Below are 14,194 nucleotides of genomic sequence, written 5' to 3' on the forward strand. Positions count from 1 at the left end.
CGCAGGATGATCGAGATCCGCAAACAGAACCCCGCCTTCGGCCTGGGCACCTACACCGAACTCCCCTCCTCCAACCCCGCCGTCCTCGCCTTCCTGCGCGAAGCGCCCGCGACGCGGGAAGAGGGCGACGACCTCGTGCTGTGCGTGCACAACTTCTCGCGTTTCGCCCAGCCCACGGAGTTGGATCTACAAGCCTTCAACGGACGCCACCCGGTGGAGCTGATCGGCGGGGTGCGTTTCCCGGCCATCGGCGATCTCCCCTACCTCCTCACCCTGGCCGGGCACGGCTTCTACTGGTTCCGGCTGCGCCAGGAACCGTCGTAGGCCCGGGCGGCGCCACGCCCGCGCGGGGCGGTTTCCCCCGCCCCGCCCTGGGCACCCCTACGCACGACCGGCACCCCCGCACCCTGCCTTGTCCGCCTCGCGGAAAGGACGCGACGCCATGTCGGAAGCCGCCACCCGCCCCACCGCGCACGCCACCGCGCTGCTCGCCTCGCTCGACCCACTGCTGCGCGAATGGCTGCCGCGACAGCGGTGGTTCGCCGGAAAAGGCCGCCCCATCAGCGACTTCGAGCCGGTCGCGGTCACCGAGCTGCTGCCGCACAGCTCACCGGCCCGGCTGCTGCACGTGCTCCTGCGGGTGCGCCAACCCCTCGTCCCCCCGCAGGACGTCACCCCCTCCGGCGCGGCGGGCGGACGGCCCGGTGACTGCTACCAGCTGCTGATCGGCGTACGCGACGCCCTGCCGCCGCAGCTGGCCCAGGCCCTCATCGGGCACGTCACCGACGGGCCCCTGGCGGGCCGGACGGTGTACGAGGCGCTGCACGACCCGCATCTCGCGGCGCTGCTCCTGGAGCGGCTGCGGATACCCGGCCGGCACGGCGTGCTCCGCTTCGAACGCGACCTGGCCACCGAGATAGCCTCCGGCCTGGCCCCGCGCCTGCTCGCCGCCGAGCAGTCCAACTCCTCGGTCATATACGGCGATACGTTTATCCTGAAGCTGTTCCGTCGCGTCGTGCCCGGCGTCAACCCCGATCTGGAGCTGCCGCTGCACCTCGCCCGGCAGGGCTGCGAGCGGGTGCCCCCGCCCGCCGCGTGGTTCCTCGCCGACCTGGCGTCCGGCGCGGGCGCGGCGGCCGGCGAGGCCTGCGGGCTCGGGGTGCTCCAGCCCTATCTCGCCGCCGCCGAGGACGGCTGGGAGCTGGCCCTGCGCATGCTCGCCAAGGGCGAGGAGTTCGTCGGCGAGGCCCGGGCCATCGGCCGGGCCACGGCGGAGGTGCACGCGGCGCTCGCCACCGCGCTGCCGACCGTCACCCTGGGCCGGGCCCAGGTGGAGGCGATCGCCGACGGCATGGCGCAGCGCCTGACTGCGGCCGCGCAGGCGGTGCCCGCGCTGCGGCCGTACGCTCCCGGGCTGCTCACCGCCTACAAGGCGCTCGCCGACCTCGGCGGCGAGGGCCAGTCGTGGACCGCCCAGCGCGTCCACGGCGATCTGCACCTGGGGCAGTGCCTGCGCTCCCCCGCCGGCCACTGGTCGCTCATCGACTTCGAGGGCGAGCCCGCGCGCCCGCTCGCCGAGCGCCGCATGCCGCAGCCCACGGCCCGCGACGTCGCCGGCATGCTCCGCTCCTTCGACTACGCGGCCTGCTCGCGCGAGCCGTGGGCCGCGCGGTGGGCCGCGGACTGCCGGGCCGCGTTCTGCGTCGGGTACGCGGAGGTCGCGGGCCGCGATCCCCGTACGGACCCGGTGCTGCTGCGCGCCCACGAGACGGACAAGGCGGTCTACGAAGTCCTCTACGAGGCCCGGCACCGCCCCGACTGGCTCCCCGTCCCGCTGGCCGCGGCCCGCCGGCTCGCCGGGGACGGACCCACCGACGCCGCGCACTGACCACCCCCTTCCGTCAGGAGGCTCCTCCCGTGACCCCCCGCTCCCGCAAACCGTCCGCCGACGCCGCAGCTCCCGCCCCGCCCCCGCCCCGCAGCCCGGAACCGGACCCCGCCGAGCGGACGACCGCCCCGAAGGGAACGCGGAAGGCGACGGCGAGGACCCCGGCCCAGAAGAAGGCGACGAGCGGCACGCGCCAGAAGAGCGACCCGAGCCGGAAGCCGGCCAAGACGACCAAGGCCGCGAAGGCGACCAAGACCGCGAAGACCGCCAAGACCGCGCAGGCGTCCAAGACCCCGCGGGCGCCGCGGAAGGCGGGGGCCCGCCCGGTCACCGCCGTCGCCGCGTCCCCCGTGCCGGACGAGGACCGCGCCCGTCTCCTGGCCGGCACCCACCACGACCCGCACGGCGTCCTCGGCGCCCATCCCGTGCCCGGCGGCACGGCCTTCCGGGCCCTGCGGCCCTACGCCAGGGCGGTCGCCGTGGTCTCCGAGGACCTGCGCGCCGAGCTGCGCGACGACGGCGACGGGTTCTTCTCCGCCGTGCTGCCCCTTGCGGCCGCCCCCGAGGACTACCGGCTGCGCGTCACGTACGAGGAGGGGGAGCTGGAGATCCACGACGCGTACCGCCTCCTGCCCTCGCTCGGCGACTTCGACCTGCATCTGATCGGTGAGGGGCGGCACGAGCGGCTGTGGGAGGCCCTCGGCGCCCGGCCGATGGTCCACCAGGGCGTGAGCGGCACCCGCTTCGCCGTGTGGGCGCCCAACGCGCGGGGCGTACGGGTCGTCGGCGGCTTCAACTTCTGGGACGGCACCGGCTTCCCGATGCGTTCGCTCGGCGGGACCGGCGTCTGGGAGCTGTTCGCGCCCGGGGTCGGCGAGGGCGAGCCGTACAAGTTCGAGATCACCAGGCCCGACGGTTCGAAGACGCTGCGCGCCGACCCACTGGCCCGCCACACGGAGACCCCGCCCGCGAACTCCTCCGTCGTCCACGCCTCGCACCACGAGTGGCACGACGAGGAGTGGTTGGCGCGCAGGGCGGAGCGCCCGGCGCATGAGGCGCCGTTCTCCGTGTACGAGGTGCATCTGGGCTCCTGGCGCCCTGGCCTGACCTACCGCCGGCTCGCCGAGCAGCTGCCCGCCTATGTGGCCGATCTCGGCTTCACCCACGTGGAGTTGATGCCCGTCGCCGAGCACCCCTTCGGCGGCTCCTGGGGGTACCAGGTCACCGGCTTCTACGCGCCGACGTCCCGGCTCGGCACCCCGGACGACTTCAAGTACCTGGTGGACGCGTTGCACCGGGCCGGGATCGGCGTCCTGATGGACTGGGTGCCCGCGCACTTCCCGCGCGACGACTGGGCGCTCGCCGAGTTCGACGGGCGGCCCCTGTACGAGCACGAGGACCCCGCCCGCGCCGCCCACCCCGACTGGGGCACCCTGGAGTTCGACTACGGCCGCAAGGAGGTGCGCAACTTCCTGGTGGCGAACGCCACTTACTGGTGCGAGGAGTTCCACATCGACGGGCTGCGCGTCGACGCCGTCGCCTCGATGCTCTACCTCGACTACTCCCGCGAGCACGGCCAGTGGACGCCGAACGTCCACGGAGGCCGCGAGAATCTCGACGCGGTCGCCTTCCTCCAGGAGATGAACGCCACCGTCTACCGCCGCAATCCCGGCGTCGTCACCATCGCCGAGGAGTCCACGGCCTGGGACGGCGTCACGCGCGCCACCCATCACCAGGGACCCGGCGGGTTCGGGGGGCTCGGCTTCGGGCTGAAGTGGAACATGGGGTGGATGCACGACTCCCTCGGCTACGTCTCGAAGGAGCCGGTGCACCGCAAGCACCACCACCACGACATGACGTTCTCGATGGTGTACGCCTACAGCGAGAACTACGTCCTGCCCATCTCCCACGACGAAGTGGTGCACGGCAAGCGGTCGCTGGTCTCCAAGATGCCCGGCGACTGGTGGCAGCAGCGCGCCACCCACCGCGCCTACCTGGCCTTCATGTGGGCCCACCCCGGCAAGCAACTCCTCTTCATGGGCCAGGAGTTCGCCCAGGGCGCCGAGTGGTCCGAGGCTCACGGCCCCGACTGGTGGCTGCTCGACCCGGCCTACGGCGCGGAGCCCGACCACCGGGGCGTACGGGACCTCGTGCGCGACCTCAACACGGTCTACCGCCGCGAGGGCGCCCTGTGGCAGCGCGACACCGACCCCGGCGGCTTCGCCTGGATCGAGGGCGACGCCGCCGAGGACAACGTCTTCGCCTTCCTGCGCCACGACGCCCAGGGGGTCCCGCTGCTCGCCGTCTCCCACTTCTCACCGGTCGTGCGGCACGCCTACCGCCTGGGCGTGCCCGACGAGTTCCCGGCCTGGCAGGAGATCCTGAACACGGACGACGCCCGCTACGGCGGCAGCGGCGTCACCCACCCCGACCCGCTGAAGCCGGAACCGGTGGCCTCGCACGGGCGTCCCGCCTCGCTGCGCCTCACCCTGCCGCCGCTGGCCACGGTGTGGCTGCGACCTGCTTGAGCGCGGCGGGCAGCGCCTCGGCGTGGAGCACGCCGAGGCGCTGCGTGGCCCGGGTCAGGGCCACGTACAGGTCGCTGGCGCCGTAGCGCGACGGTTCGACGACCAGGACCGTGTCGAACTCCAGGCCCTTGGCCTGCCGCGGGTCGAGCAGGACGACCGGCCGCGACAGGTCGGGGCTCTCGCCGGCCGTCACGCCGGGCAGGCGCGGGGCGAGCCGCGGGTGGAGTTCGCGCGGGGCGATCACCGCGAGGCGGCCCTCCTTTCCGGCCTCGGCCGCGACCGCGTCCGCCACGGCGCCGGGGAGGTCGTCGGCGCGGTGCGCCCAGGGGCGTACGCCGGTGGAGCGCACCGAGCTGGGCGGCCGGAAGTCGACGTCGCCCGCGGCGCGCGGCACCTCGGCGGCCACCTCCATGATCTCCACCGGGGTGCGGTAGTTGACGCCGAGGCGGGTGTACTCCCAGCGGTCTTGGACGTACGGCCGCAAGATGGCCTCCCACGAGCCGCAGCCGCCGGCCTCCGCGGTCTGCGCGGGGTCGCCCACCAGGGTCATGGAGCGGGTCGGGCAGCGGCGCATGAGCAGCCGCCAGGCCATCGCGGACAGTTCCTGCGCCTCGTCGACGATGATGTGCCCGAAGGCCCAGGTGCGGTCGGCCGCCGCGCGCTCGGCGGCGCTGCGGTGGTCGGCCTCCTCGTGCCGTTCGGCCATCCGCTCGGCGTCGATGATGTTGTGGGCGAGCAGGACCTCGGCGTCCTCCTCGTCCTTGTCCTCGAACTCGTGGGTGCGCGAGGCCCGCGACACGTCGAGGACGCCCTGGGCGTACGCGATCTGCTGGGCGCGCTCGGCCTCGGCGGCCGCCCGCTCGGCGCTGTCGTCGTGTCCGAGCAGCTCCGCCGCCTCGTCGAGCAGCGGGATGTCGGCGGGCGTCCAGGGCGCGTCGTGGGGCCGGCGGATCGCCTTCGCGTCCTGCTCGCTCAGCCCCGTCGGCTCCTCCAGGAAGTCGGCGACGAAGCCCTGCGGGGTCAGGGTGGGCCACAACTCCTCGATGGCGGCGTGCACTTCGGCGCTGGCCGCGATGGCCTTGCCGAGCTGGGCGATGTCGTCGGGGCCCAGGAAGTTCGGCCCGCCGTAGGGGTCGTGGCCGATGCGCTCGGCGAGCTGCGCGGTGAGCGCGTCGATGATCCGGAACGCGAAGTGCGGGCGGCCGAGGTTGTGCGGCACGTCCGCGGCGCGGGCCGCCTCGCGCGCCTGGTCGGCGATCGTCCAGTCCAGGATCAGGTCGCCGTCGTCGTGCCGGATGACCATCGCCGCGCCCGGTTCGGGGGTCTGCTGCCGGTCGCGTACGGCGCCGGCGAGCACCTCCGCCATCTCCGCGCGGCCCTTCACCTCGGCCGCCTCCGGTGTGTCGGTGCCGGTGGCCCGCACGCCGGGGAACAGCTCGCCGACCGTGGAGAGCAGGACGCCCGTCTCGCCGAGCGCGGGCAGGACCTCGCCGATGTAGCCGAGGAAGGCGGGGTTGGGGCCGACGATCAGGACGGCCCGCTTGGCGAGCAGCTCGCGGTGGGCGTACAGCAGGTACGCGGCCCGGTGCAGCGCCACGACGGTCTTGCCGGTGCCCGGGCCGCCCTCGACCACGAGGACACCGCGGTGCGGGGCGCGGATGATGCGGTCCTGTTCGGCCTGGATGGTCTGCACGATGTCGTGCATGCGGCCCGTGCGCGCCGAGTCGAGCGCGGCGAGCAGCACCTCGTCGGCGTCGGCGCCCTCGTGCCCGGTGCGGGTCGTGTCGCCGAGGTCGAGGATCTCGTCGTGCAGCGCGGTCACCTCGCGCCCCTTGGTGGTGATGTGCCTGCGGCGCCGCAGGCCCATCGGCGTGTGGCCCGTCGCGAGATAGAAGGGGCGGGCGACATCGGCACGCCAGTCGATCACCAGCGGTGTGCGCTCGGGGTCGGCGTCACGGATTCCGATGCGTCCGATGTGGTGGTCGCGGCCGTCGCGGAATTCGAGTCTGCCGAAGCACAGGCCGTTCTCCCCCGTGTCGAAGGCGGCGAGCAGTCCGGACTGCTCCGCCACCAGGACGTCACGTTCCAGACGCGCCTGGAGACCGTTGCCGACCTGCGACAACGAGGCCCGCACGGCCTCCTCGGCCTCCGCGCGCAGCGCGTCCAGGCGCGCGTACAGCCCGGAGACGAATTGCTGCTCTTCCCGCAATTCCTCGGTTGACAATTCAGCCCCTTGCCCGTTACAGTGCTCGTATAAAGCTTTTCGTGAAGTGTCGCGCCCAAATGGCCGGAGCTTCGCGAAAGAGTCCAATATACGCAGAGAAATGCCCCGGACGTCAATTCGTCCGGGGCATTTCTCTTGTGCCTCAGAGCACGTCGGACAGTTCCGCCAGGAGCTTGCGCTTGGCCCGCGCGCCCACCAGCTGCTGCACGGGCTCACCGTCCCGGAAGACGATCATCGTCGGTGCGGCGAGCACCTGGTAGGTGATCGCGGCCCGCGGGCTGCGGTCCACGTCCAGCTGCACGATCTTGAGCCGGTCCGCCTCCTCCCGCGCCAGTTCGCTGAGCACCGGCGCCAGCTGCCGGCACGGGCCGCACCAGTCCGCCGTGAACTCCACGAGCACGGGGCGGTCCGCCTCCCGCAGCACCTCCGTCTCGAAGTCCGCGTCCGTCACCTCGGCCACACCTGCTGCCTTCACTTCGCCACACCCCTCGTCCTGTCGCTCCGCGTGCCGTTCATCCCGTCATCTCGCAGCGCGGCCCGAGGCCGCCTTCGAGCGCTGCCTCGGCGCGCGCCAGCTGCGCGCCGACCTGCGCCCGCACCGCGTTCAACTCCCCGAGCAGTGCGTCCAGTTCGGTGAGCTTGCGGCGGTACACGGCGAGCGAGGCGGGGCAGGAGTCGCCCTCGGGGTGCCCCGAGCGCAGACACTCCAGGAAGGGCCGCGTCTCCTCCAGGTCGAAGCCGAAGTCCTGGAGCGTCCTGATCTGCTCCAGGAGCCGCACGTCGTCCTCGTCGTAGGTGCGGTAGCCGTTGCCGGTGCGCCGCGCGGGAAGCAGCCCGCGCGACTCGTAGTAGCGCAGCGTCCGCGTGGTCGTCCCCGCCCGCGCCGCGAGCTCGCCGATTCGCATGCCCCGACGGTAATCCTTGACGTGGGCGTCAAGGCCAGGGCCGGGCCATCGGGATCAGCGGCGGCACGGGCCGGAACCCGGCGGTCCCGGCCCGGACCCACGTACCCGCGTACCGCCGTGGTCAGCGCCGCCCGTCGGGCCGGCCCTGGTCGCTGCGGCCCGCCCGGACCAGCCCCGACTCGTACGCGGCGATGACCGCCTGCGCGCGGTCGCGGACACCGAGCTTGGCGAAGAGGCCGGTGGCGTGGTTCTTCACGGTCTGGACGCCGATCGCCATGCGCCGCGCTATCTCGGCGTTGTCGAGGCCTACGGCGATCAGCCGCAGCACCTCGACCTCGCGCGGGGTGAGCCCGGAGAGGTCCCCGGCCGGCGGGTGCGGGGCCGGGGCCGGGGTCACGAAGGCGGCGAGCAGCCGGGTCAGCAGCCGGGGGGCGACGACGGCCTCGCCGCGGTGGACGGTGCGCAGCGCGGCCACCAGTTCCTCCGGGGAGACGTCCTTGGGCAGGAACCCGGACGCACCGGCCCGCAGGGCGCTGACCACGTGCTCGTCCATGTCGAAGGTGCTGAGCGCGAGGACCCGGCACCGGGGCAGTTCGGCGGCCAGGTGCTCGGTGGCCCGGACGCCGTCGAGGACCGGCATGCGGATGTCCATCAGGATGACGTCGGGGCGCAGTTCTCGGGCCGCCGCGATGGCCTGTTCGCCGTCGCCCACCTCGCCGACGACCTCGATGGCGGGGTCCGAGCGCAGGATCAGCGACAGGCCCCGGCGCACGAGCGGCTGGTCGTCCGCGATGAGCACGGTGATCCGCCCGGACGCCCCGCCCCACCCCGGCTGCGGCTCGGCCCCCGGGACGGCTTCGGTGGGTGGAGTCACGGCGTCCTGCCCTTCTCGCGTGTGTCGGTCACGTCTGTGTTCGGGTCGGCCCCGTTCGGGCCGAACGCGGTCGGGTCGGCCCCGTTCGCGTCGGTGGTCAGTGGCACGCTCGCGGAGACCTCGAAGCCGCCTTCCGCGCGGCGGCCGACGCGTAGGGAACCGTCGTGCAGGGCGATGCGTTCCCGCATGCCGAGGAGACCGTATCCGCTGCCCTCGACCCCCGCGCCGGGGGCCCGGCCGGACCCGGTGCCGTCGTCCGTCACCTCCACGGTGACGCGGTCCCGGAGGTAGGCGAGCCGCACGGTGGCGCGGGCGGGCCCCGCGTGCTTGCGGGCGTTGGTCAGCGCCTCCTGCACGACGCGGTAGAGGGTGAGCCCCACGGACATCGGCAGCGCGCGCGGCCGCCCGGTGACATGGAGTTCGGCCGGCAGGCCCGCCGCCCGCGAGGCGGCGACGAGCCGTTCGATGCCGTCCACCCCGGGCTGGGGTTCCGACGGCGCCTCCTCCAGGGTGTCGGTGCTGCGCAGCACCCCGAGGAGCTGCCGCATCTCGCGCAGCGCCGTGCGGCCGGACTCCTCCAGCGTCACCAGCGCCTCGCGGGCCGTCTCGGGGTCGCGGTCCAGGGTCGACCTGGCCCCGCCGGACATCAGGTACATGGTGGTGATGTGGTGGGCCACGATGTCGTGCAGCTCCCGCGCGATGCGGCGGCGCTCCTCGGTCACCGCGCGGTCGGCGAGCAGCTTGCGGTTGATGTCGAGCTGCCACTGCCACTGCCGTACGGCCAGGCCGACGGCGACGAGGAGGCAGGGCGTCACCAGGACGTCGGTGACGCCCATGCCGATGGAGCCCACGTCCTGGTGCCAGTACCGCGCGAGCTGCACCGGCGCGGTGGCCACGACCCCCAGCGCCACGGCCCGCCGCCCGCTGTACCTGGCCACGGTGTAGAGCCCGACGGTGACGGCCGCGCCGTACGTGTTCGACATCGGCTCGCCCGGGTCGACGACGAGCCCCAGGTTGCCTGCCAGCTGCACCGCGAGGACGGCGCCGAACGCCCGCCCGGGGTGGTGGCGCCGGAAGAGCAGCGGAACCAGGGCGACGGTGACCAGCAGGACGCCGAGCACGGTGACCGGTGCCCCCGTGGACTCCTCGCCGGGGGCGAAGTAGGCCAGCAGGTCGAGCGCCACGGCGAGGACGGCGACCACCGCGTCCCCCGGCGTCGGCCGCACCCCGCGCGTGGGCGGTACCGGCGGGAAGAAGTCACGGGCCATCCGGCCGCCTCCAGGTCGAGATTCCGTCGGGCCGCGATGTCCCGTCCCCGCGCACCATTACACCCCGCCCGACGGCACCCGGATTCGGCGCGGTGGCCGTTCTTTCCCCCAGTACCGGAGTACTGCCCGCGGCGGGACACCGGACCACGGTCACGGGTGCGTCCCCTTCCGGCGGCCGACGCCCCCAAGGGGCGCCGCGTGATGACCTTTTGGCATGATCCGCAAGCTCACCTCCTTCTCCGTCCGGCACCGCTGGATGACCATCGTCGTCTGGACGATTCTCGGAACGGCACTGTCGTTCGTGGGGAACGCGATGATGTACGACGTCACCGACTCCCGGGCCGGGGACTTCCTGCCGAAGACGTACGACTCGGCCGTGGCCCTCCGTGTCGCCGAGGAGGAATTCGGCGCGCGACCCGACCCCAACGCCCTGACCGTGCTCGTCGCCAGGCCCGACGGCGCACGGCTCACGGCGGGCGACCAGCGGCGCATCGCGGACACCGCCGCCGCTCTGGGCCGGGAGCGGATCGTGGCGGCGAAGCCCGAACCGCTGATGAAGGACCACTCCCAGACCCCGCGCGTCACGGCGGGGGCCGTGGCCCCCGACAGGAGTTTCCGGCTCCTCACCGTTTCCCTCGACGGAAATCCACAGGACCCGGGGGTGCAGGGCGTCTACAAGGGGTTCCGCGACGCCGCGAAGGACGCGTTCGCCGACGCGGATCTGCGGGCGGGGTTCACCGGCGGCATCGCCTCCGTCGTGGACGACACGGAGGCCGAGGAGGACACGGCGAAGATCGTCTCCGGCCTGACGATGGGCTTCATCGTCCTCCTGAACGTGCTGGTGTTCCGCTCCCCCGCGGCCGCGTTCGTGCCGCTGATCGCGGTGGCGCTGATCGGCGGGGTCGCCTCGGGCGCCGTGGTCGGCGCGGCGAAGCTCTTCGGCATCGGCCTCGACGCGTCGACGCCTTCGCTGATCGGCGTCGTACTCATCGGCATCGGCATCGACTACTTCCTCTTCCTCATGTTCCGCTTCCGGGAACAGCTGCGGGAGCACCCCGGGCAGGACGCCCGCACGGCCGTCGCCGAGACGACCGGGCGGGTGGGCGGCGCGATCACGTCGGCGGCGCTGACGATCGTGGCGGCCTTCGCGACCCTGGGGCTGGCCTCCTTCGGGCAGTTCCGGGTCCTCGGCCCGGCGATCGCCGTCTCCGTGCTCGTGATGCTCCTCGCCGGCCTCACGCTCATGCCCGCGCTCCTCGCCGTACTGGGGCGCGGCATGTTCTGGCCCGCCCGCGCCTGGAAGAAGGAGCGCGCCGGCGGCCTCGCCGCGCGCCTGGGGCACGCGGTGAGCAGCCGGCCGCTGCGGTACGCCCTCGGCGCCCTGGTGCTGCTCGGCGCGCTGGGCGCGGGCGCGCTCGGCATGAAGATGAGCTACGACCAGCAGGGCGGGCACGAGACCGCCGCCGTCCGGACCGCCGAGCGGATCTCCCGCAGCCTGCCCGCCGGCGTGTCCGACCCGCACAGCGTGTACGTGCGCAGCACGAACGGGACGGAGATCAAGGGGAGTTCGCTCACCGGCATGACCCGCTCCCTGGCCGAGGCGAACGGTGTCGGCGAGGTGGGTGAGCCGGTGCTCAACAAGGACCGCACGGCCGCGCGGGTCGACCTCTTCCTGAGTGTCGGCTCCGATTCGCAGCAGGCGCGCGACCTGGTCTCGGGGCCCATCAGGGAGACGGCCGCGCGGACCGCCCCCAAGGGCACCGAGGCCTACGTCACGGGCACGGCCGCGGTCTTCGCCGACATCTCGACGGCCGTGGAGAAGGACCTGCGCCTGGTGTTCCCGGTCGCGGCCCTGCTCATCGCGGTGATCCTCTTCCTGCTGCTGCGCTCGCTGCTCGCCCCCGTCGTGCTGATGATCGCCGTGGGGCTCGGGTTCCTGGCCACGCTCGGCGCGAGCACGCTGCTCTTCCAGCACGGACTCGACCGGCCGGGTGTCTCGTTCACGCTGCCCCTGGTGCTCTTCCTCTTCGTCGTCGCCCTGGGCACGGACTACAACATCCTGATCACCGACCGGATCAGGGAGGAGATGCGCAAGCCGGTGCCGGCCCGGCGCGCGGTGGCCGAAGCGGTACGGCACACCGCGCCCGCCATCGCCACGGCCGGCCTCGTGCTGGCCGGTTCCTTCGCCGCCCTGGCGGCGAGCCCCGCGACCCGGGAGATCGGCTTCGCCACCGGGCTCGGCATCCTCCTGTCCGCGCTCGTGCTCTCCCTCGTGCTGGTGCCGGCCCTGGCCGCGATGCTGGGCCGCGGTCTGTGGTGGCCGCGCAGGTCGGGACGGACGCCGGACCACCGCCACACCCCGGAGGAGCCGTACGAGCCGTACGCGCCGTACGCACCGGACGAGCCCCGCGTCACGGCTGGGCCGCACACCCCGGAGCAGCGCCACCAGCCGTATCCGCCGTACCAGCAGCACCCGCCGCACCCGCCGTACGCGGCTGCCCCCAGCCGGCCGGAGCACCGGCCGACCCGATGACCGCCGACCCGAGGCATCGCGGAGGACCGTCCGCGCGGCCAGCGCCGGTGGTCGTCAGGTGAAGTCCGGCCGCCCGTAGTCCCGTTTGAACTCGTAGAAGCTCTCCACGCCCGCCATCAGCACCACGCCGTCCCACAGCCGGCCCGCCGCCTCGCCCCGGGGGGCCGGTGACACGACGGGACCGAACAGCGCCCCGACGCCGTCGACGGCGAGCACCGGGGTGCCGACGTCCTCGCCCACCAGGGCGATGCCCTCCTGGTGCGAGGCCCGTACGGCCGCGTCGTACTCCGTCGTCGTCGCGGCGGCGGCCAGGGCGGCCGGCAGGCCCGCCTCGGCGAGCGCGGCCGTTGTGCCCGACCAGTCCCGCCGCTCGTGGATGTGCCGTCCGAGGGCGTCGAAGTACCGCCCGAGCGCGGTGTTGCCGTGCTGTTCGCGCACCGCGGCGCACACCCGGCCGTGCGCCCGCAGGTACTCCCCGTACCGCCCCTCGGGGTCCTCCGGGTCGCTCTCCCGGCCCTCGTTCAGCACGGCCAGGCTCATCACCCGCCACCGCACGGAGACGTCCCGCACCCCTTCCACCTCGCGCAGCCAGCGCGAGGTGATCCAGGTGTACGGGCAGACGGGGTCGAACCAGAAGTCGACGCTCACCCCTGCCGGGGCCGGATCGTCCAGGGCGCTCATCCGTCCACCGTACGCCCACGGAAAACCGGACGCCCACGGAAAGCCGTGCACCCATGGAAACCCTTACGCCTTCGGGAAGTTGACGCACCGCGGCCATTGACGCGCCGCCCGTCCACAACTACAAAACCAGCAGCATCATTCTGAGAGCGCTCTCACCGCCACACTCCCGCCCCCACGGAGGTGCCCGATGAGCACGACCCCCGCCCCGCGATCCTCGGCGGCCCACCGCGGCCGCAGACCGACACCCCTCCTGGCCGTGCTGGCCGCCGTCGGACTGTGCGGGGCGCTGCTCCTGCCCGGGACGGCACGCGGTGACGCGGCCTCCGCCGCTCCCCGCTGGTCGCTGAAGTGGAGCGACGACTTCAACGGGCCGGCCGGCGCCGCGCCCGCCGCCGACCGGTGGCAGGTCGACCTCGGCCACAACTACCCGGGCGGTCCCGACCGTTGGGGCACGGGCGAGATCCAGGAGTACACGGGCTCCCCCGCCAATCTGAGCACCGACGGGACGGGCAATCTGCGGATCACCCCGCGCCGTGACGCCTCGGGCAAGTGGACGTCCGCCCGGATCGAGTCCCGGCGCTCCGACTTCAAGGCGCCGGCGGGCGGCACGCTGGCCATCGAGGCGCGCATCAGGATGCCGGACGTCTCCGGCGACAAGGCGCTCGGCTACTGGCCCGCTTTCTGGGCGCTGGGCTCGCCCTATCGCGGGAACTACCAGAACTGGCCCTCCATCGGTGAGTTCGACGTCATGGAGAACGTGAACGGCGTCAACTCCGTGTGGGGCGTGCTGCACTGCGGCGTCAATCCGGGCGGGGACTGCAATGAGACGCAGGGCCTTGGCGCGAACCGCCCTTGCCCGGGCACGAGTTGCCAGTCCGGCTTCCACACGTACCGCTTCGAGTGGGACCGCTCCGTGACCCCGAACCAACTGCGCTGGTATGTCGACGGCGAGCGCTACCACACCCTCGGCCGGGACCGCTTCTCGGCACGGACCTGGCAGGACATGACCGGGCACCAGGGCTACTTCCTCCTGCTGAACGTGGCGATGGGCGGCGGGTTCCCGGACGGCGTCGCGGGCCGGGCGACCCCGACGCCCGCGACGGAACCGGGCCACTCGATGCTGGTCGACCGCGTGGCGGTGTGGACGCGGCCCTAACGCGTGGCGCCACGGACGGTCCGAGGGTGGCGGGCGGTGCGCGCCGCCCCCGGGCCGGCCACAACGTCCTTACCCGTCCCCGGCATTGACGTATGCCCGTCCCGCTCCTACGGTCTGCTCGATCATACGAACTACGT

General features: G+C 73.3%; 10 protein-coding genes and 1 pseudogene. 5 read left to right on the top strand and 6 right to left on the bottom strand.

The window, feature by feature from the left end:
* From ABZ385_RS32305 to glgB, 3 genes are all read left to right on the top strand, one after another.
* Positions 1-324, top strand: a 324-nt coding sequence (locus tag ABZ385_RS32305) for an alpha-glucosidase C-terminal domain-containing protein (protein WP_358590444.1), incomplete at its 5' end; no start/stop codon positions are given.
* A gap of 118 nt (positions 325-442) precedes the next feature.
* Positions 443-1,888, top strand: a complete 1,446-nt coding sequence (locus ABZ385_RS32310; protein WP_358590441.1) for a maltokinase — start codon at positions 443-445, stop codon at positions 1,886-1,888.
* 350 nt (positions 1,889-2,238) lie between these two features.
* Complete coding sequence (glgB, locus tag ABZ385_RS32315; protein ID WP_358914122.1) at positions 2,239-4,416, top strand: 1,4-alpha-glucan branching enzyme; 2,178 nt, start codon at positions 2,239-2,241, stop codon at positions 4,414-4,416.
* Here the strand turns inward: glgB and ABZ385_RS32320 are convergent.
* The 5 genes from ABZ385_RS32320 to ABZ385_RS32340 form a co-directional block, all read right to left on the bottom strand.
* Positions 4,373-6,640 carry a UvrD-helicase domain-containing protein gene (locus tag ABZ385_RS32320; protein WP_358914110.1) on the bottom strand — a complete coding sequence of 756 codons (2,268 nt, stop codon included), beginning with the start codon at positions 6,638-6,640 and terminating at the stop codon, positions 4,373-4,375. The genes glgB and ABZ385_RS32320 overlap by 44 nt on opposite strands.
* 142 nt (positions 6,641-6,782) lie before the next feature.
* Positions 6,783-7,115, bottom strand: coding sequence for a thioredoxin (gene trxA, locus ABZ385_RS32325; RefSeq protein WP_358587936.1), 333 nt, complete (start codon positions 7,113-7,115; stop codon positions 6,783-6,785).
* A gap of 37 nt (positions 7,116-7,152) precedes the next feature.
* Positions 7,153-7,545: a MerR family transcriptional regulator gene (locus ABZ385_RS32330; RefSeq protein ID WP_358914111.1), complete on the bottom strand. Its 393-nt coding sequence runs from the start codon at positions 7,543-7,545 to the stop codon at positions 7,153-7,155.
* Positions 7,546-7,666: 121 nt separating this feature from the next.
* Complete coding sequence (locus tag ABZ385_RS32335) at positions 7,667-8,350, bottom strand: response regulator transcription factor (protein WP_358914123.1); 684 nt, start codon at positions 8,348-8,350, stop codon at positions 7,667-7,669.
* A 65-nt stretch (positions 8,351-8,415) separates the two neighbouring features.
* Positions 8,416-9,687, bottom strand: a complete 1,272-nt coding sequence (locus tag ABZ385_RS32340) for a sensor histidine kinase (RefSeq protein ID WP_358914112.1) — start codon at positions 9,685-9,687, stop codon at positions 8,416-8,418.
* Between the two features lie 214 nt (positions 9,688-9,901).
* On the opposite strand from ABZ385_RS32340, the gene ABZ385_RS32345 reads away from it, so the two are divergent.
* Positions 9,902-12,220, top strand: a complete 2,319-nt coding sequence (locus tag ABZ385_RS32345) for an MMPL family transporter (protein WP_358914113.1) — start codon at positions 9,902-9,904, stop codon at positions 12,218-12,220.
* Positions 12,221-12,274: 54 nt separating this feature from the next.
* On the opposite strand, the gene ABZ385_RS32350 is transcribed toward ABZ385_RS32345, so the two are convergent.
* Positions 12,275-12,901, bottom strand: a complete 627-nt coding sequence (locus tag ABZ385_RS32350; RefSeq protein ID WP_358587945.1) for a DsbA family protein — start codon at positions 12,899-12,901, stop codon at positions 12,275-12,277.
* A gap of 187 nt (positions 12,902-13,088) precedes the next feature.
* Between ABZ385_RS32350 and ABZ385_RS32355 the strand changes: the two are divergent.
* A pseudogene (locus tag ABZ385_RS32355) lies at positions 13,089-14,051 on the top strand (glycoside hydrolase family 16 protein); the annotation flags it as partial.
* Positions 14,052-14,194: the final 143 nt, after the last annotated feature.

The organism is Streptomyces sp. NPDC005898 (genome assembly GCF_040629635.1).
Taxonomy (GTDB): domain Bacteria; phylum Actinomycetota; class Actinomycetes; order Streptomycetales; family Streptomycetaceae; genus Streptomyces.

Coding starts and splice junctions, on each gene's coding strand:
- ABZ385_RS32310 (WP_358590441.1), top strand. CDS start 443: ATGTCGGAAGCCGCCACCCGCCCCACCGCGCACGCCACCGCGCTGCTC.
- ABZ385_RS32330 (WP_358914111.1), bottom strand. CDS start 7,545: ATGCGAATCGGCGAGCTCGCGGCGCGGGCGGGGACGACCACGCGGACG.
- ABZ385_RS32340 (WP_358914112.1), bottom strand. CDS start 9,687: ATGGCCCGTGACTTCTTCCCGCCGGTACCGCCCACGCGCGGGGTGCGG.
- ABZ385_RS32345 (WP_358914113.1), top strand. CDS start 9,902: ATGATCCGCAAGCTCACCTCCTTCTCCGTCCGGCACCGCTGGATGACC.
- ABZ385_RS32350 (WP_358587945.1), bottom strand. CDS start 12,901: ATGAGCGCCCTGGACGATCCGGCCCCGGCAGGGGTGAGCGTCGACTTC.